This is a genomic window from Frankia sp. RB5 (assembly GCF_059816245.1).
The window spans coordinates 1-14,900 of sequence record NZ_JCBATA010000106.1; the positions used below are offsets into that span (position 1 = coordinate 1).

General features: G+C 73.5%; 12 protein-coding genes. All 12 read left to right on the forward strand.

Annotated elements, in window-relative coordinates:
• Positions 1-128: 128 nt before the first annotated feature.
• The 12 genes from AC6EXY_RS32175 to AC6EXY_RS32230 all read left to right on the forward strand — a co-directional run bounded on the left by AC6EXY_RS32175 (position 129) and on the right by AC6EXY_RS32230 (position 14,387).
• Positions 129-1,223, forward strand: coding sequence for a sensor histidine kinase (locus tag AC6EXY_RS32175; protein ID WP_243408000.1), 1,095 nt, complete (start codon positions 129-131; stop codon positions 1,221-1,223).
• 112 nt (positions 1,224-1,335) lie between these two features.
• Entirely contained in the window at positions 1,336-2,439 is a 1,104-nt protein-coding gene (gene pheS / locus AC6EXY_RS32180) for a phenylalanine--tRNA ligase subunit alpha (protein ID WP_101834553.1), read from the forward strand.
• 4 nt (positions 2,440-2,443) lie between these two features.
• Complete coding sequence (gene pheT, locus AC6EXY_RS32185) at positions 2,444-4,951, forward strand: phenylalanine--tRNA ligase subunit beta (RefSeq protein WP_499818880.1); 2,508 nt, start codon at positions 2,444-2,446, stop codon at positions 4,949-4,951.
• A 93-nt stretch (positions 4,952-5,044) separates the two neighbouring features.
• Positions 5,045-6,073, forward strand: a complete 1,029-nt coding sequence (argC, locus tag AC6EXY_RS32190) for an N-acetyl-gamma-glutamyl-phosphate reductase (protein ID WP_499818881.1) — start codon at positions 5,045-5,047, stop codon at positions 6,071-6,073.
• 54 nt (positions 6,074-6,127) lie between these two features.
• On the forward strand, positions 6,128-7,291 hold the full coding sequence (gene argJ / locus AC6EXY_RS32195) for a bifunctional glutamate N-acetyltransferase/amino-acid acetyltransferase ArgJ (protein ID WP_101834535.1): 1,164 nt from the start codon (positions 6,128-6,130) through the stop codon (positions 7,289-7,291).
• Positions 7,288-8,304 (forward strand): acetylglutamate kinase, encoded by a 1,017-nt coding sequence (argB, locus tag AC6EXY_RS32200; RefSeq protein WP_499818882.1) that lies wholly within the window; start codon positions 7,288-7,290, stop codon positions 8,302-8,304. The genes argJ and argB overlap by 4 nt, the downstream gene beginning before the upstream one ends.
• Complete coding sequence (locus AC6EXY_RS32205) at positions 8,301-9,512, forward strand: acetylornithine transaminase (RefSeq protein ID WP_101834537.1); 1,212 nt, start codon at positions 8,301-8,303, stop codon at positions 9,510-9,512. Before argB ends, AC6EXY_RS32205 begins: the two co-directional genes overlap by 4 nt.
• On the forward strand, positions 9,509-10,468 hold the full coding sequence (gene argF / locus AC6EXY_RS32210) for an ornithine carbamoyltransferase (protein ID WP_101834539.1): 960 nt from the start codon (positions 9,509-9,511) through the stop codon (positions 10,466-10,468). Before AC6EXY_RS32205 ends, argF begins: the two co-directional genes overlap by 4 nt.
• Positions 10,465-11,109, forward strand: coding sequence for an arginine repressor (gene argR, locus AC6EXY_RS32215; protein WP_101834541.1), 645 nt, complete (start codon positions 10,465-10,467; stop codon positions 11,107-11,109). Before argF ends, argR begins: the two co-directional genes overlap by 4 nt.
• A 19-nt stretch (positions 11,110-11,128) precedes the next feature.
• Complete coding sequence (locus AC6EXY_RS32220; protein ID WP_101834543.1) at positions 11,129-12,331, forward strand: argininosuccinate synthase; 1,203 nt, start codon at positions 11,129-11,131, stop codon at positions 12,329-12,331.
• On the forward strand, positions 12,328-13,782 hold the full coding sequence (gene argH, locus AC6EXY_RS32225) for an argininosuccinate lyase (RefSeq protein WP_423748156.1): 1,455 nt from the start codon (positions 12,328-12,330) through the stop codon (positions 13,780-13,782). Before AC6EXY_RS32220 ends, argH begins: the two co-directional genes overlap by 4 nt.
• The gene (locus tag AC6EXY_RS32230) at positions 13,767-14,387 is read left to right on the forward strand and encodes a DNA-3-methyladenine glycosylase (RefSeq protein WP_499818883.1); all 621 of its coding nucleotides are present in this window, start codon (positions 13,767-13,769) and stop codon (positions 14,385-14,387) included. Before argH ends, AC6EXY_RS32230 begins: the two co-directional genes overlap by 16 nt.
• The last annotated feature ends 513 nt before the right edge of the window (positions 14,388-14,900 follow it).

Consider the following 14,900-nt stretch of genomic DNA (forward strand, 5'->3'; position numbering starts at 1 on the left):
CACCGGCAGGGGCACGATCTGACGCAAGGACTCGAACTCGGCCCAGGCGAGGAGAGTGCTCACCAGCCGGCGGCTACCGGCACCGAGCCTGCCTTATGCCGACCCGGTAGCTCCCATTAGGCGAGGCCATGACTGCTGACGACGAGTCCGCCCCCGGCTCGGGAATGCTCGACGGGCCGCTGCCCGCAGCCGCCTTCGACCTGCTGCCCGACGCCGTCGTCATCACCGACGCCGCCGGCACCGTCGAGGTCTTCAACCGGGCCGCCGCCCGTCTCGTGGGCCTGCACGCACCCGGAGCGATCGGCCGGCACCTCACCGAGGTGCTGCCGCTGCTCGACGAGCGGGGCAACGACTGGTGGGAGTGCTCCGCGCCCAGCCGCGCGCTGCCGCGGGTCGTCGGCCAGCCCGAGCGCCGGCTCACCTACGCCGCCCCCGACCAAGACCGGGACTTCCACGTCACGGTCCGTTTCACCCGGATCGCCGGCCGGCTCGCCCGGGTCTCCCTGTCGCTGCGCGACACGCTGAGCCGCGAGCGCCTCGAACGCAACCGGGCGGACCTCGTCGCGACCGTCGCCCATGAGCTGCGCTCGCCGCTGACCAGCGTGAAGGGCTTCACCGCCACCCTGCTCGCCAAGTGGGACCGGTTCACCGACGAGCAGAAGAAGCTCATGCTCAACACCGTCAACACCGACGCGGACCGGGTGACCCGCCTGCTCGCCGAGGTGCTCGACGTCTCCCGCATCGACTCCGGTCGCATCCAGGTCCGCAAGCAGGTCGTCGACCTCGCGGCCCGGGTGCACACGGTGGTCGACGGCAAGATCGCGTCCGGCGCGGCCGCTCCCGAGCGCTTCGTCGTCCGGGAGGATAGCGAGCTGCCGGAGATGTGGGTCGATCCGGACAAGATGGAGCAGGTGCTGCACAACCTCGTCGACAACGCGCTGCGCCACGGAGCGGGTACTGTGACGGTCGTGATGCGCGGTCGGGACGGTGGCACGGAGGTGAGCGTGGCCGACGAGGGCGAGGGTGTGCCCGAATCGAACGCCGCCCGGGTGTTCACCAAGTTCTGGCGCGGCGCCAGCCGGGGTAACGGCACCGGTCTCGGCCTCTACATCGCCAAGGCGCTCATCGAGGCGCACGGAGGCACGATCTCCGTCGGCCGGGCCGCGGGCGGCGGCGCCGAGTTCCGATTTTTCGTGCCCGCCGGTGGTCCGGTGTTCGGCTGAGGCCGAGCGTCACGACGAACACTGGCGGGCGCCTCGCGTTCTTTCTCGCCCGTGCCTGGTGTCACGCCGGCCGGGCGGTCCCGCCGAGCGAACCGATACGAGGATGAGCACCGTGTCCGCCCCTGGAGAGACTGTCGACCCGTCCCGGGTCCACGCCCTCGACCCCGACCAGCTCGCCGCGGCCGTCGCCGCGGCCCGGGAGTCGATCCGCGCCGCCAGCGACCTCGACGCGCTGGCCGCCGTCCGCACCGCCCACGTGCAGGGCGCCACCGCGCCGCTGGTGCTCGCCCGCCGTGAGCTGGGCGCCCTGCCCCGCGAGGAGCGCGCCGACGCCGGCCGGCGGCACAACGCCGCCCGCGCCGACGTCCAGGCCGCCTTCGACGCCCGCCTCGCCGAGCTCACCTCCGAGCGCGACGCCCGGGTGCTGCGCGAGGAGGTCGTGGACGTCACCCTGCCCGCCACCCGGCGCCCCCGCGGCGCCCGCCACCCGCTGACCACCCTGTCCGACCGGCTCGTCGACGTGTTCGTCGCGATGGGCTACGAGGTCGCCGAAGGGCCCGAGGTCGAGCACGACTGGTTCAACTTCGAGGCCCTCAACATGGCCCCCGACCACCCGGCCCGCAGCGAGCACGACACGCTGTACGTGGCGCCCACCGGGTCGGGCCGGCTGCTGCGCACCCACACGTCCCCGGTGCAGATCCGCTCGCTGCTGTCCCGTCCGCTGCCCGTCTACGTCGTGGCGCCGGGGCGGACGTACCGAAACGACACCATCGACGCCACCCACTCGCCCGTGTTCGGCCAGCTCGAGGGGCTCGCCGTCGACGAGGGCATCACCATGGCCGACCTGCGCGGCACCCTCGCCGTGTTCGCCGAGGCGCTGTTCGGCCAGGGCCTGTCGACGCGGCTGCGCCCGTCGTTCTTCCCGTTCACCGAGCCGTCCGCGGAGCTCGACGTGCAGTGCTTCGCCTGCCGCGGCGAGGCGGCCCGCCAGCCGTGCCGGGTCTGCTCCGACGAGGGCTGGATCGAGATCGGCGGCTGCGGCATGGTCGACCCGCACGTGCTGCGTGCCGTCGGGGTGGACCCGGTGCGCTACAGCGGCTTCGCCTTCGGGATGGGCCTGGAACGCGCCACGATGATCCGACACGACGTCCGGGAGATCCGCGACTTCGTCGACGGCGACGTCCGGTTCGGCCTCCCGTTCGGAATCGAGGACTGACGCCATGCTGATCGTGATGTCCTGGCTGCGGGAGTACGTGGAGGGCCTGCCGCCGACCCGGGCGGTCGCCGACGCGCTGATCCGCGCCGGTTTCGAGGTCGAGGGGCTGCGGGCCGTCGGCGCGGACGTGTCCGGCGTCGTCGTCGGCGAGGTCGTCGGGTTCGAGCTCGTCGAGACGAAGAAGAAGTCGGTGCGCTGGTGCCAGGTCCGTGTCGCCGAGCCGGCCAAGGGTGAGGATCCGGCCGGCGGCGTGCGCGGTGTCATCTGCGGGGCGCACAACTTCGCGGTGGGGGACCGGGTCGCCGTCGCGCTGCCGGGCGCGATGCTGCCCGGCGGGTTCGCCATCACCGCCCGCAGGACGTATGGCCATGTCAGCGATGGGATGATCTGCTCGGCCCGCGAGCTCGGCCTCGGCGAGGACCACGACGGCATCCTCGTGCTCCCGCCGTCGACCCCGCTCGGCGCCGACGTCACCGAGCTGCTCGACCTGGCCGACGAGGTGCTCGACATCGCCGTCACCCCCGACCGGGGCTACGCGCTGTCGGTGCGCGGCATCGCCCGGGAGGCGGCCACCGCCTTCGCCCTGCCCTTCCGTGACCCCGGCGACTCCGGCGGCGACGCATCCGGCGCCGGCGAGGCGTATCCGGTGGTCGTGGAGGACACGGCCGGCTGTGACCGGTACGTCGCCCGGGTGGTCACCGGCGTCGACCCGGCCGCGACGACCCCGTTGTCCTGGTCGCGGCGGCTGTCGCTGTCCGGGATGCGGTCGATCTCGGTGCCGGTCGACGTCACCAACGCCGTGCTGCTCGGCCTCGGCCAGCCGCTGCACGCCTTCGACCGGGTGAAGCTGACCGGCCCGATCGTCGTGCGCCGCGCCGTCGCGGGGGAGAAGCTGCGCACCCTCGACGACGTCGAACGCGTTCTCGACCCCGAGGATCTGGTCATCGCGGACGACTCCGGCCCGATCGCACTCGCCGGTGTGATGGGCGGTGCGGCCACCGAGATCTCCGCGGAGACGACCGACATCGTCCTCGAGTCGGCGCACTTCGACGCGATCAGCGTCGCCCGCACCGCGCGGCGCCACCGGCTGTCCTCCGAGGCGTCGCGGCGCTTCGAGCGCGGCGTCGACCCGGCGCTCGCGCCGGTGGCCGCGGCGGTGGCCGTCGACCTGCTCACCCAGCTAGCCGGCGCCCAGGCCGTGCCCGGCGTGACCGACGTCGACCACCGCGCCGCCACCGCGCCGGTGCCGCTGCCGCTGGATGAGGCCGAGCGGCTCGCCGGGCGGCCCTACCCGGCGGAGGTGATCCGCCGCCGGCTGGCGGACGTCGGCTGCGCGATCACCGAGGACGATGCCGGCCGTGGTGACGTGCTGGCGGTCGTCGCGCCGTCCTGGCGGCCGGATCTGACCCGTCCGGCCGACCTCGTCGAGGAGATCGTCCGGCTGGAGGGGTACGACACGATCCCGGTGACGCTGCCGCGGCTGCCGGCCGCCCGTGGCATCACCCCCGCGCAGCGGATGCGCCGCGCGGTGGGCCGGGCACTGGCGCACGCCGGCTTCGTCGAGGTGCTGACGCTGCCGTTCGTCGCGCAGGACGCCGCCGACATGCTCGGCCTCGCCGCCGACGACCCGCGCCGGGCCGCCGTGCGCGTCGCGAACCCGATCGCCGAGGACGCCGCCTACCTGCGGACCACGCTGCTGTCCGGGCTGATCGCCGCGGCGGTGCGCAACATTGGCCGCGGGCAGCAGGACCTGGCGCTGTTCGAGGCCGGCCTGGTCTTTCGCGAGCTGCCGGGCGGCCCGCCGGTCGCCCGCACCCCGCCGGTCGACCGCCGGCCCACCTCCGACGAGATCGCCGCGCTGGACGCGACGCTGCCCACGCAGCCTCGCCACGTCGCGGCGCTGCTCACCGGCCGGCGCGAACCGGGCGGCTGGGCGAGCGCCGCCCGCGCGGCGGACTGGGCGGACGCGGTGGACGCGGCGCATCTGGTCGCCGAGTCCCTCGGGCTGAGCCTCACCGTGACCGCCGGCGACACCATGCCATGGCACCCGGGCCGGTGCGCCGCGCTGTCCGTCGCCGGCCGCCGCGTCGGCCACGCCGGCGAACTGCATCCCCGGGTCCTCGGCGAGGTCGGCCTGCCCCCTCGCGCCGTCGCGATGGAGCTCGACCTCGACGCGCTCATCGACGCGGCGACCGCCGCGCCGCCGATCGCCGCCCCGACGATCTCGACCTACCCGCCGGCCGACCGGGACGTGGCGCTCGTCGTCCCGACCCGGGTGCCCGTCGCCGAGGTCACCGCGGCGCTGCGGGAGGGGGCGGGCGAGCTGTTGGAGTCCCTGGCGCTGTTCGACGTGTTCGAGGGCGCCCAGGTCGGCCCCGGCCAGCGGTCGCTCGCGTTCGGCCTGCGGCTGCGGGCCGCCGACCGCACGCTGACGGCCGCCGAGGCCAACGCGGCCCGCGACGCCGCCGTCGCCCGGGCCGCCGACCGCACCGGCGCCGCGCTGCGCGCCTAGCCGGCAGGGCGGGCGGCGCCGGCCACGTGCTGGCGCCGCCCGCCCTGCCAATTCCCGTTGCATGCTCATTCGGTGCCGTGTATAAGTTTCCATATGGGAGTGACGGCAGCGGTAGCGGGAGCGAGCGGGTACGGCGGCGGGGAGCTGCTGCGCCTGCTGCTCGGCCACCCGGAGATCGAGATCGGCGCGCTGGCGGCGAACACGTCCACCGGCCTGCCTGTGACGGACGTGCACCCGAACCTGCCCGACCTGGACGGCCGGGTCTTCACGGACGCGGAGTCGCTCGCCGCGAGCGAGGCGGACATCGTCTTCCTCGCGCTGCCGCACGGCCAGTCCGGCGCGGTCGCGGCCTCGCTCCCGCGCGGCACGCGGGTCGTGGACCTCGGCGCCGATCACCGGCTGGCCGATGCCGTGGCCTGGCAGCGCGCCTACGGTGGCGAGCATGCCGGCGTCTGGACGTACGGCCTGCCCGAGCTGCCCGGCGCCCGCCCGCTGATCGCCGCCAGCAGTCGCGTCGCGGCGCCGGGTTGCTACCCGACCGCCTCCTCACTCGCCCTCGCGCCGCTGCTGGCCGCCGGCCTGGTCGAGCCGCGGGATCTGTCCGTGGTCGCGGCCAGTGGCACGTCCGGCGCGGGCCGCTCGGCCAAGGTGAACCTGCTCGGCAGCGAGGTGATGGGCGACCTGACCGCCTACAAGGTCGGCACCCATCAGCATCGTCCGGAGATCGTCCAGACGCTGTCCGCGGTCGCCGGCACCGCGGTGAGCGTCTCCTTCACCCCCGTGCTCGCGCCGCTGCCCCGCGGCATTCTCGCCACCTGCTCCGGCCGGGCCGTTCCCGGCACGGACGCCGACGCCGTGTACGAGGCGCTACGGGCGGCCTACGCGGGCGAGCCCTTCGTCCGGGTCCTGCCGCCCGGGCGCTGGCCGCACGCCGCGGCCACCCTCGGGGGCAACGCCGTGCACGTCCAGGGCACCTACGACGCCGAGTCGGGCCGGGCGATCGTCGTGTCCGCCATCGACAACCTCGGCAAGGGCGCGGCCGGGCAGGCGTTGCAGTGCGCCAACCTCATGCTCGGCCTGCCCGAGGCCACGGGTCTCACCGCCCAGGGCATCTCGCCGTGAGCAGCCACCGCTGACCCTGTCCACCTCCACGATGTGCGCCTGGGAGGACCAACAGTGAGCGTCACCGCCCCACGGGGCTTCCGCGCCGCCGGAACGGCGGCCGGGCTCAAGCCGTCCGGCAACCCGGACGTCGCCCTCGTCGTCAACGACGGACCGGCCGACGCCGCCGCCGGCGTGTTCACGCGTAACCGCGTGCAGGCCGCCCCCGTGCTGTGGACCCGCCAGGCCCTCGCGGACGGTCGGCTGCGTGCCGTCGTACTCAACTCCGGCGGCGCGAACGCGTGCACCGGGCCGGCCGGCTTCGCTGACACCCACGCCACCGCCGAGCACGTGGCCTCGGCGCTGAGTATCGGCGCGGGAGACGTGGCGGTCTGCTCCACCGGGCTGATCGGCGTCCGGTTGCCGATGGACCTCCTGCTCCCCGGCGTCACCAAGGCTGTCGCGGGCCTGAGCACCGGCGCCGGCGGGGCCGAGGCCGCGGAAGCGATCCGGACGACCGACACCGTCGCGAAGACCGCGGTGCGCACCTCCACCGCGACACCGGGCGTCATCGTCGGCGCGATGGGCAAGGGCGCGGCGATGCTCGCGCCCTCCCTCGCCACCATGCTGGTGGTCGTCACCACCGACGCCGTCGCCGACGCCGCCACCCTCGACCGGGCGGTGCGGGAGGCATCGCGGGTCAGCTTCGAGCGCGTCGACTCCGACGGCTGCCTGTCCACGAACGACACCGTGCTGCTGCTCGCCTCCGGAGCCTCCGGGGTGGCACTACCCGAGGCCGAGCTCACCGACCTCGTCGCCGAGGTGTGCACCGATCTCGCCCAGCAGATGCTCGGCGACGCCGAGGGCTCCACCAAGACGATCGCGATCCAGGTCGTCGGCGCCGCGAGCGAGGCCGACGGGCTGGAGGTCGCCCGCTCCGTCGCCCGCAACAACCTGCTCAAGTGCGCGCTCTACGGCAACGACCCCAACTGGGGCCGGGTCCTCGCCGCGGTCGGTACGACCCAGGCCGCCTTCGAACCGGACGCCCTCGACGTCTCCATGAACGGTGTCCAGGTGTGCCGTGCCGGCGCTCCCGGCGAGGACCGCGATCTCGTCGACCTCTCCGCACGCCGGATCGACATCCTCATCGACCTGCACGTGGGCGGCGAGGAGGTCACTGTCTGGACCAATGACCTGACCGACGGCTATGTCCACGAGAACTCGGCGTATTCCACATGACCGACACCGCCCCCACTTCCGCCGACGCCGCGCCCGCGGCGCACCGCGGACCCGCGGCGACCGCGCGCGGGCACGCGGCGCTCGCCAAGACCCAGGTGCTCATCGAGGCGCTGCCGTGGCTGTCGCGGTTCCAGGGCGCCACCATCGTGGTCAAGTACGGCGGGAACGCGATGACCGAGCCGGCGCTGCGCGCGGCGTTCGCCGCCGACATCGTGTTCCTGCGCTACTCGGGCCTTCGGGTCGTCGTGGTGCACGGCGGCGGCCCGCAGATCACCGCGCACCTGGCCCGGCTCGGCGTCGAGTCGACCTTCGTCGGCGGCCTGCGGGTCACCACTCCGGAGACCATGGACGTCGTCCGCATGGTGCTGCTCGGACAGGTCAACCGGGACGTCGTCGGCCTCGTCAACGACCACGGCCCGTTCGCCGTCGGCCTGTCCGGCGAGGACGCGAACCTCTTCACCGCCCGCCGCTGTCCCGCGATCGTCGACGGCGAGGAGGTCGACGTCGGCCTGGTCGGCGACATCGTCGAGGTCCGCGCCGCAACGGTAGATGCCCTGCTCGACTCCGGTAAGGTGCCCGTCATCGCGTCGGTCGCCCGCGGGATCGACGGCGGCGTCTACAACGTCAATGCCGACACCGCGGCCGCTGAGCTCGCCGTCGCCCTCGGCGCGACCAAACTCGTCGTTCTCACCGACGTCGAAGGTCTGTACGCGGACTGGCCCGCCAGCGACGAGGTCCTCAGCGAGCTGAGCATCACGCAGCTCGAAGAGCTCCTGCCCACCCTCGCGTCCGGCATGATTCCCAAGATGGAGGCCTGCCGGCGGGCGGTGCGCGGGGGTGTCCCGCAGGCGCACGTGCTCGACGGCCGTGTCCCGCATGCCATCCTGCTGGAGATCTTCACCGACGACGGCATCGGCACGCTGATCACCCCCGATCACGAGCCGGAATGCCCCCCGACCATCCAGGCCCCGGATTTCCAGGCCCCGAGCTCCCGGATCGGAGAGCGGCCATGACCGACGACCTGCTCACCCGCCGCGACGCCGTCGTGATGGCGACCTACGGCCGGCCGGCGCTCACGCTGGTGCGCGGGCAGGGCACCCGGGTGTGGGACGACGGCGGCCGCGAGTACGTCGACCTGCTCGGCGGGATCGCGGTCAGCGTGCTCGGCCACGCCCACCCCGCCATCCGCGCCGCCGTGGTCGATCAGTTCGACACCCTCGGCCACGTGTCGAACCTGTACGCCAACGAGCCGCAGGTGCGGCTCGCCGAGCGGCTCGTCGAGCTGCTCGACGCCGATGCGAAGGTCTTCTTCGCGAACTCGGGGGCCGAGGCCAACGAAGCCGCGATGAAGATCGCGCGTCGGACCGGTCGGCCGGAGATCATCGCGGCGGAGGGGGCCTTCCACGGCCGCACGCTCGGCGCGCTGTCCATCACGGGCCAGCCGGCCAAGCGGGCGCCGTTCGAGCCGCTGCTGCCCGGCGTGCGGTTCGTGCCCTACGGCGACGCCGCCGCGCTGCGGGCCGCCATCAGCGAGCGCACCGCCGCCGTCTTCCTCGAGCCGACGCTCGGTGAGGCCGGGGTCGTGCCGCCGCCCGCCGGTTACCTCGAGCAGGCGCGGGCCGCCTGTGACGCGGCCGGCGCGCTGCTCGTCTTCGACGAGGTGCAGAGCGGCATCGGCCGGACCGGCTCCTGGTTCGCCCACCAGGCTCTCGGGGTGCTCCCGGACGTCATCACCCTCGCGAAGGGGCTTGGCGGCGGCCTGCCGATCGGTGCCTGCATCGGCATCGGCGCCGCGGCCGACCTGCTGCGCCCGGGCGATCACGGCAGCACCTTCGGCGGCGGTCCCATCGTCTGCGCCGCGGCCCTCGCGGTGCTCGACACGATCGCCGCCGACGGCCTGCTCGACCACGCGACGCGCCTCGGTGACAGGCTCGCCGCCGGCGTACTCGCCGCCGCGATCCCCGGCGTCCTCGGCGTGCGCGGGCGCGGCCTGTGGCGGGCGATCACTCTCGACGGCCCGTTCGCCGCGGCGGTCGAGGCCGCCGCCCGCGACGCCGGCTACCTGGTGAACGCCGTGGCTCCGGACGCCGTCCGGCTCGCCCCGCCGCTGATCCTCACCGACGACGAGGTGGGGGACTTCCTCGCCGCGCTGCCGGCCGTCGTCGCGGCCGCGCGCGGAGTGGAAGCGTCCTCGGGGCAAGGCTCTAAGGTCAGCGCATGACGGCCCGACACTTCCTGCTCGACACCGACCTGACCTCCGCGGAACAGGCCGCCGTACTCGACCTCGCCGATGCGCTCAAGGCTCGACGCCGCGCCCCGGACCCGGCCGACCGGGCGCTGGCCGGCCGCTCGGTGGCGCTGCTGTTCGAGAAGCCCTCGACGCGCACCCGGCTGTCGTTCGACGTCGGCGTCGCCGAGCTCGGCGGCCACCCCGTCGTCATCGACGCGGCCAGCACCCAGCTCGGCCGCGGCGAGACGATCGAGGACACCGCGGCCGTGCTCAGCCGGTACGTCGACGCGATCGTCGTGCGGACCTTCGCACAGGATCGCCTGGAGCGGCTGGCCGCCGCAGCCAGCGTCCCGGTCGTCAACGCGCTGTCCGACCACGCCCACCCGTGCCAGGCCCTCGCCGACCTGCAGACGATCCGGGAACGTCGCGGCCACCTCACCGGGCTGACCCTGACCTACCTCGGCGACGGCAACAACGTGGCCCACTCGCTGCTGCTCGCCGGTGCGCTGGCCGGCATGCGGGTGCATGTGGCCTCCCCGCCCGGCTACGAGCCGTTCGAGCAGGTCGTTCGGCACGCCAACGAGATCGGTGCGGCCACCGGCGGCGAGGCGCTGGTCATGCACGACGCGCTGGAGGCCGCCGCCGGCGCCGACGTGCTCTACACCGACGTCTGGGCCTCGATGGGGCAGGAGGGCGAGTCCGACAGCCGCTCCCTGGTGTTCCAGCCCTACCGGCTTGACGAGAAGGTCGTCGAGGCTGCCCGGCCGGACGTACTGGTCATGCACTGCCTGCCGGCGCACCGGGAGCTGGAGATCTCCTCCGCAGTGATCGACGGGCCGCACTCGGTCGTGTTCGACCAGGCCGAGAACCGGCTGCACGCGCAGAAGGCCCTGCTCTCGACGCTCTTCGCGGAGGGCGCGGTCAGCGGGGGAGGCGCGTCGCGATGACGGCGGACGCGGGCGTGCGGAGCTCCGCGCCCCTGACCAAGCACGCCCGTCAGGCCAGACTGGCGGCGCTGATCGGTCAGCGGCCAGTGCGCTCCCAGTCCGAACTCGCCCGCCTGCTCGCCGCGGAAGGCGTGCAGGTCACCCAGGCCACCCTGTCCCGTGACCTGGAGGACATCGGCGCGACGAAGGTGCGCGGCCCGGGCGGCGCGCTCGTCTACGCCGTCGACGTCAACCTCGCGCCGGCCGAGACCGTCCGGCTGCCCCTGACCCGGCTGTGCGAGGAGCTGCTGGTCTCCGCGGAGGCCAACGGCGACCTCGTCGTCCTGCGCACCCCGCCCGGCGCCGCGCAGCTGTTCGCCTCCGCGCTCGACCGCGAGGTGCTGCCGGCGGTGATGGGCACGATCGCCGGCGACGACACGGTGCTGGTGGTCTGCCGGGCGGTCACCGCCATCCCCGACGGGGGTGGGATCCCCGGACCCGGCCGGCCCGGCGAGGACGATGGCCGCAGCCGTCGGCCGGCGGCCGGCGTCGTCCCGATGGGTGGTCCGGCCCTGGCCCGCCACCTGCTGTGGCTGGCGGAGGGACGAGCGCGAGCCGTGCCCGGCACCGCCGACGACGACCCAACTCGAAATCCGACATAGACCATAAGGAGTAAGTCCTGTGACCGAACGCGTCGTGCTTGCCTACTCGGGCGGCCTCGACACGTCCGTGGCCATCGGCTGGATCGGCGCCGAGACCGGTGCCGAGGTCGTCGCGCTCGCGGTCGATGTCGGCCAGGGCGGCGAGGACCTTGAGGCCATCCGGGCGCGCGCCCTCACCTGCGGTGCCGTCGAGTCGATCGTGGTCGACGCGCGGGCCGAGTTCGCCGAGTCGTTCGTCGCCCCGGCCATCCGCGCCAACGCGCTCTACATGGACCGCTATCCCCTGATCTCGTCGCTGTCGCGGCCGATCATCGTCAAGCACCTGGTCGAGGCCGCCCGCGAGCACGGCGCCGACGCGATCGCCCACGGTTGCACCGGCAAGGGCAACGACCAGGTGCGCTTCGAGGTCGGCGTGTCGGCGCTGGCACCCGGGCTGACGGTGCTCGCCCCGGTGCGCGACTCGGGCATGACCCGCGACAAGGCCATCGCCTTCGCGGAGGAGCGCGGGCTGCCCATCGACGTCTCGAAGCGGTCGCCCTACTCCATCGACCAGAACCTGTGGGGCCGCACCGCCGAGTGCGGCATCCTCGAGGACCCGTGGGCGCAGCCGCCGGAGGACGTCTTCGTCTACTCCGCCGACCCCACGGTCGCCCGGACTCCCGATGAGGTGACCATCTCGTTCACCGACGGCATCCCGACCGCCCTGGACGGCCGCTCCCTGCCGCTGGCCGAGCTCGTCGCCGAGTTGAACGCCCGTGCGGGCGCGCACGGCGTCGGCCGCATCGACATGATCGAGGACCGGCTGGTCGGCATCAAGAGCCGGGAGATCTACGAGTGCCCGGCGGCCATCACCCTGCTGACCGCCCACCGCGACCTCGAGGACCTCACCCTCGAGCGGGACGTCGCCCGGTTCAAGCGCGGCATCGACCAGCGCTGGGGCGAGATCGTCTACGACGGGCTGTGGTACTCCCCACTCAAGGCCGCGCTCGACGCGTTCGTCGACACGGCGAGCGTCGGCGTGTCGGGCGACGTGCGGCTGCGGCTCGCCGGCGGTGTCGCGCAGGTCGTCGGCCGGCGCAGCCCCGCCAGCCTCTATGACCACGCGTTGGCCACGTACGACGCCGGCGACCAGTTCGACCAGAGCGACGCGCGCGGCTTCATCGAGCTGTGGGGTCTGCCGACCAAGGTCTGGGCGGCCCGCGAGCAGCGGCTGAACCCGTGACCTCGACGGATCACACCGACGACGCCGCGCTGGACACGCCCGCGGGCGGGCCGCCGATGCGGCTGTGGGGCGGCCGGTTCGCCGGCGGCCCCGCGGAGGCGCTCGCCCGGCTGTCGGTGAGCGTGCAGTTCGACTGGCGTCTCGCGCCGTACGACCTGCTCGCCTCGAAGTCGCACGCCCGCGTGTTGCACCGGGCCGGACTGCTCGACGACACCGAGCTCGCCGCGATGCTCACCGCACTCGACGATCTGGCGGACGCGGTCGCACGCGGCGGATTCCGCCCCACCGTCGAGGACGAGGACGTCCACACCGCCCTGGAACGCGGCCTGCTGGAGCGGCTCGGAACGCTCGGCGGGAAGCTGCGCGCCGGCCGCAGCCGCAACGATCAGGTCGCCACCGACCTGCGGCTCTACCTGCGTGACCATGCCCGCCAGGTGGCCGCACGGCTGACCGAGCTGTCCCAGGCGCTCGTCACCCTGGCCGAGCAGCACGTCGAGACCCCCGCGCCGGGCATGACCCACCTGCAGCACGCGCAGCCGATCTCGTTCGCGCACCAGCTCCTCGCGCACGTCCACGCGTTCGTCCGCGACACTGACCGGCTGCGGGACTGGGACGCGCGGGCAGCGGTGAGCGCGCTGGGAGCGGGGGCGCTGGCCGGGTCCTCGCTGCCACTGGATCCGCAGGGTGTCGCCGCGGAGCTGGGATTCGACCGGGCGTTCGAGAACTCCCTGGACGCCGTGTCCGACCGGGACTTCGCCGCGGAGTTCCTGTTCGCGGCCGCGCTCATCGGGGTGCACCTGTCCCGGCTGGGCGAGGAGATCGTGCTGTGGACGACCCGCGAGTTCGGTTGGGTCGAGCTTGACGACGCCTTCGCGACCGGCAGCTCGATCATGCCGCAGAAGAAGAACCCCGACGTCGCCGAACTCGCCCGGGGCAAGTCGGGCCGGCTCATCGGTGGGCTGACCGGCTTCCTCGCCACCCTCAAGGGCCTGCCCCTCGCCTACGACCGGGACCTGCAGGAGGACAAGGAGCCCGTCTTCGACGCGGTCGACACGCTGCTGCTGGTGCTGCCGGCGCTGACGGGCACGATCGCGACGATGCGGGTCCGTCGGGAGCGCCTGGCCGCGGCCGCTCCCGACGGCTTCGCGTTGGCGACCGACGTCGCCGAGTACCTGGTGCGCAGCGGTGTGCCGTTCCGCCAGGCGCACGAGGCCGTCGGCCAGCTGGTCTCCTGGTGCGTCGCCCACGACGTCGACCTCGACGAGGTCAGCGACGACGACCTCGCCGTGATCAATCCGCTGTTGACCGCCGACGTCCGCGGTGTGCTGTCCGTGCCCGGGGCGCTGCGAGCCCGCAGCGCGCCCGGCGGGACGGCGCCCGACCGCGTCCGCGAGCAGCTCGACGCGCTGCGTCCCGTCCTTGACCGGGATCGTCGGTGGGCTGTGGGCTGAACGCTCCGGCGCCCTACCCGGCGGAGTTCTACGACCGGCCCGTGCTGGCCGTCGCGCCCGAGCTGCTCGGCGCGACGGTCTGGCACGGGCCGGTCGCCGTTCGGATCACCGAGGTCGAGGCGTACGGCGGACTCGACGATCCCGCCTCGCACGCCTTTCGCGGGGCCACGCCCCGCGCCGCGGTGATGTTCGGTCCGCCGGGGCGGGCCTACGTCTATCTCAGCTACGGCGTCTACTGGTGCCTGAACATCGTCTGCGGCCCGGTGGACCAGGCCGCGGCGGTACTCGTGCGGTCCGGAGAGGTCACCACGGGAATCGCCGCTGTCCGGGCCCGCTGGCCGCATCTCGCGGACCGGGACCTCGCCCGAGGACCTGGCCGCCTCGGCCGGGTCCTCGGCGTCGGCGGCGAGCTCACGGGCACCGCCGTCACGGGTGGCGGCGCTCTCGACGTGGCGGGACCATCGCCGGTGTCCGAGCCGCGCTCGGCCATCCGCAGGGGGCCCAGAGTGGGGATCAACGCGGCGGCCGACCGGCCATGGCGGTTCTGGCTCGACGGGGAGCCGACAGTCAGCGGGCCGGGCCGTCGGCGCAGGCCGCCGGGATGAGGCGCCTTGCCGGGAACACAGGGGCGGATCGAGGCAGAAGCCTCGCGGTTCGGGTCGCCCTGCCTTGCCCCAGACCGTTAAGCTTCCCATATCAGAACATCACATCGAACCTCATCCCAGAAGCTGTGATATAGATCACACATCTGGGAGGGGGATTGATTTGACGCCTGCCGTCATCCACCCGTAATGTTCTCTCTGTCAGCGCGACACGGAAGCCGCCGGACACGGCGGAAGCCCAGCGCAGACGGAACCCCTCTTCGGAGGGGTTCGGGACAGCGAGTGCACGGCGGCCCCGTTCTGGGCGTACTGACGAGCACCGCTCTTCAAACTTCGCAAGTCGTACCAAAATCGCATGAGTCGGATTCCCTCTGGGTTTCTGCTCAGAAGCGCCTGCTCCTTGAGAACTCAACAGCGTGCCGATTGTCAGTGCCAAATATGTTTTATCCCTCGTTCATGGTCTGTCTGGTTGTGTCCCTGCTGGATGTGGGGGTGTGGCTGGTCGGGTTGTGAGGG

Excerpts from the sequence above, each read along its gene's own strand:
- AC6EXY_RS32175 (WP_243408000.1), top strand. The coding sequence starts at position 129 with ATGACTGCTGACGACGAGTCCGCCCCCGGCTCGGGAATGCTCGACGGG.
- pheT (WP_499818880.1), top strand. The coding sequence starts at position 2,444 with ATGCTGATCGTGATGTCCTGGCTGCGGGAGTACGTGGAGGGCCTGCCG.
- argC (WP_499818881.1), top strand. The coding sequence starts at position 5,045 with ATGGGAGTGACGGCAGCGGTAGCGGGAGCGAGCGGGTACGGCGGCGGG.
- argB (WP_499818882.1), top strand. The coding sequence starts at position 7,288 with ATGACCGACACCGCCCCCACTTCCGCCGACGCCGCGCCCGCGGCGCAC.
- AC6EXY_RS32205 (WP_101834537.1), top strand. The coding sequence starts at position 8,301 with ATGACCGACGACCTGCTCACCCGCCGCGACGCCGTCGTGATGGCGACC.
- argF (WP_101834539.1), top strand. The coding sequence starts at position 9,509 with ATGACGGCCCGACACTTCCTGCTCGACACCGACCTGACCTCCGCGGAA.
- argR (WP_101834541.1), top strand. The coding sequence starts at position 10,465 with ATGACGGCGGACGCGGGCGTGCGGAGCTCCGCGCCCCTGACCAAGCAC.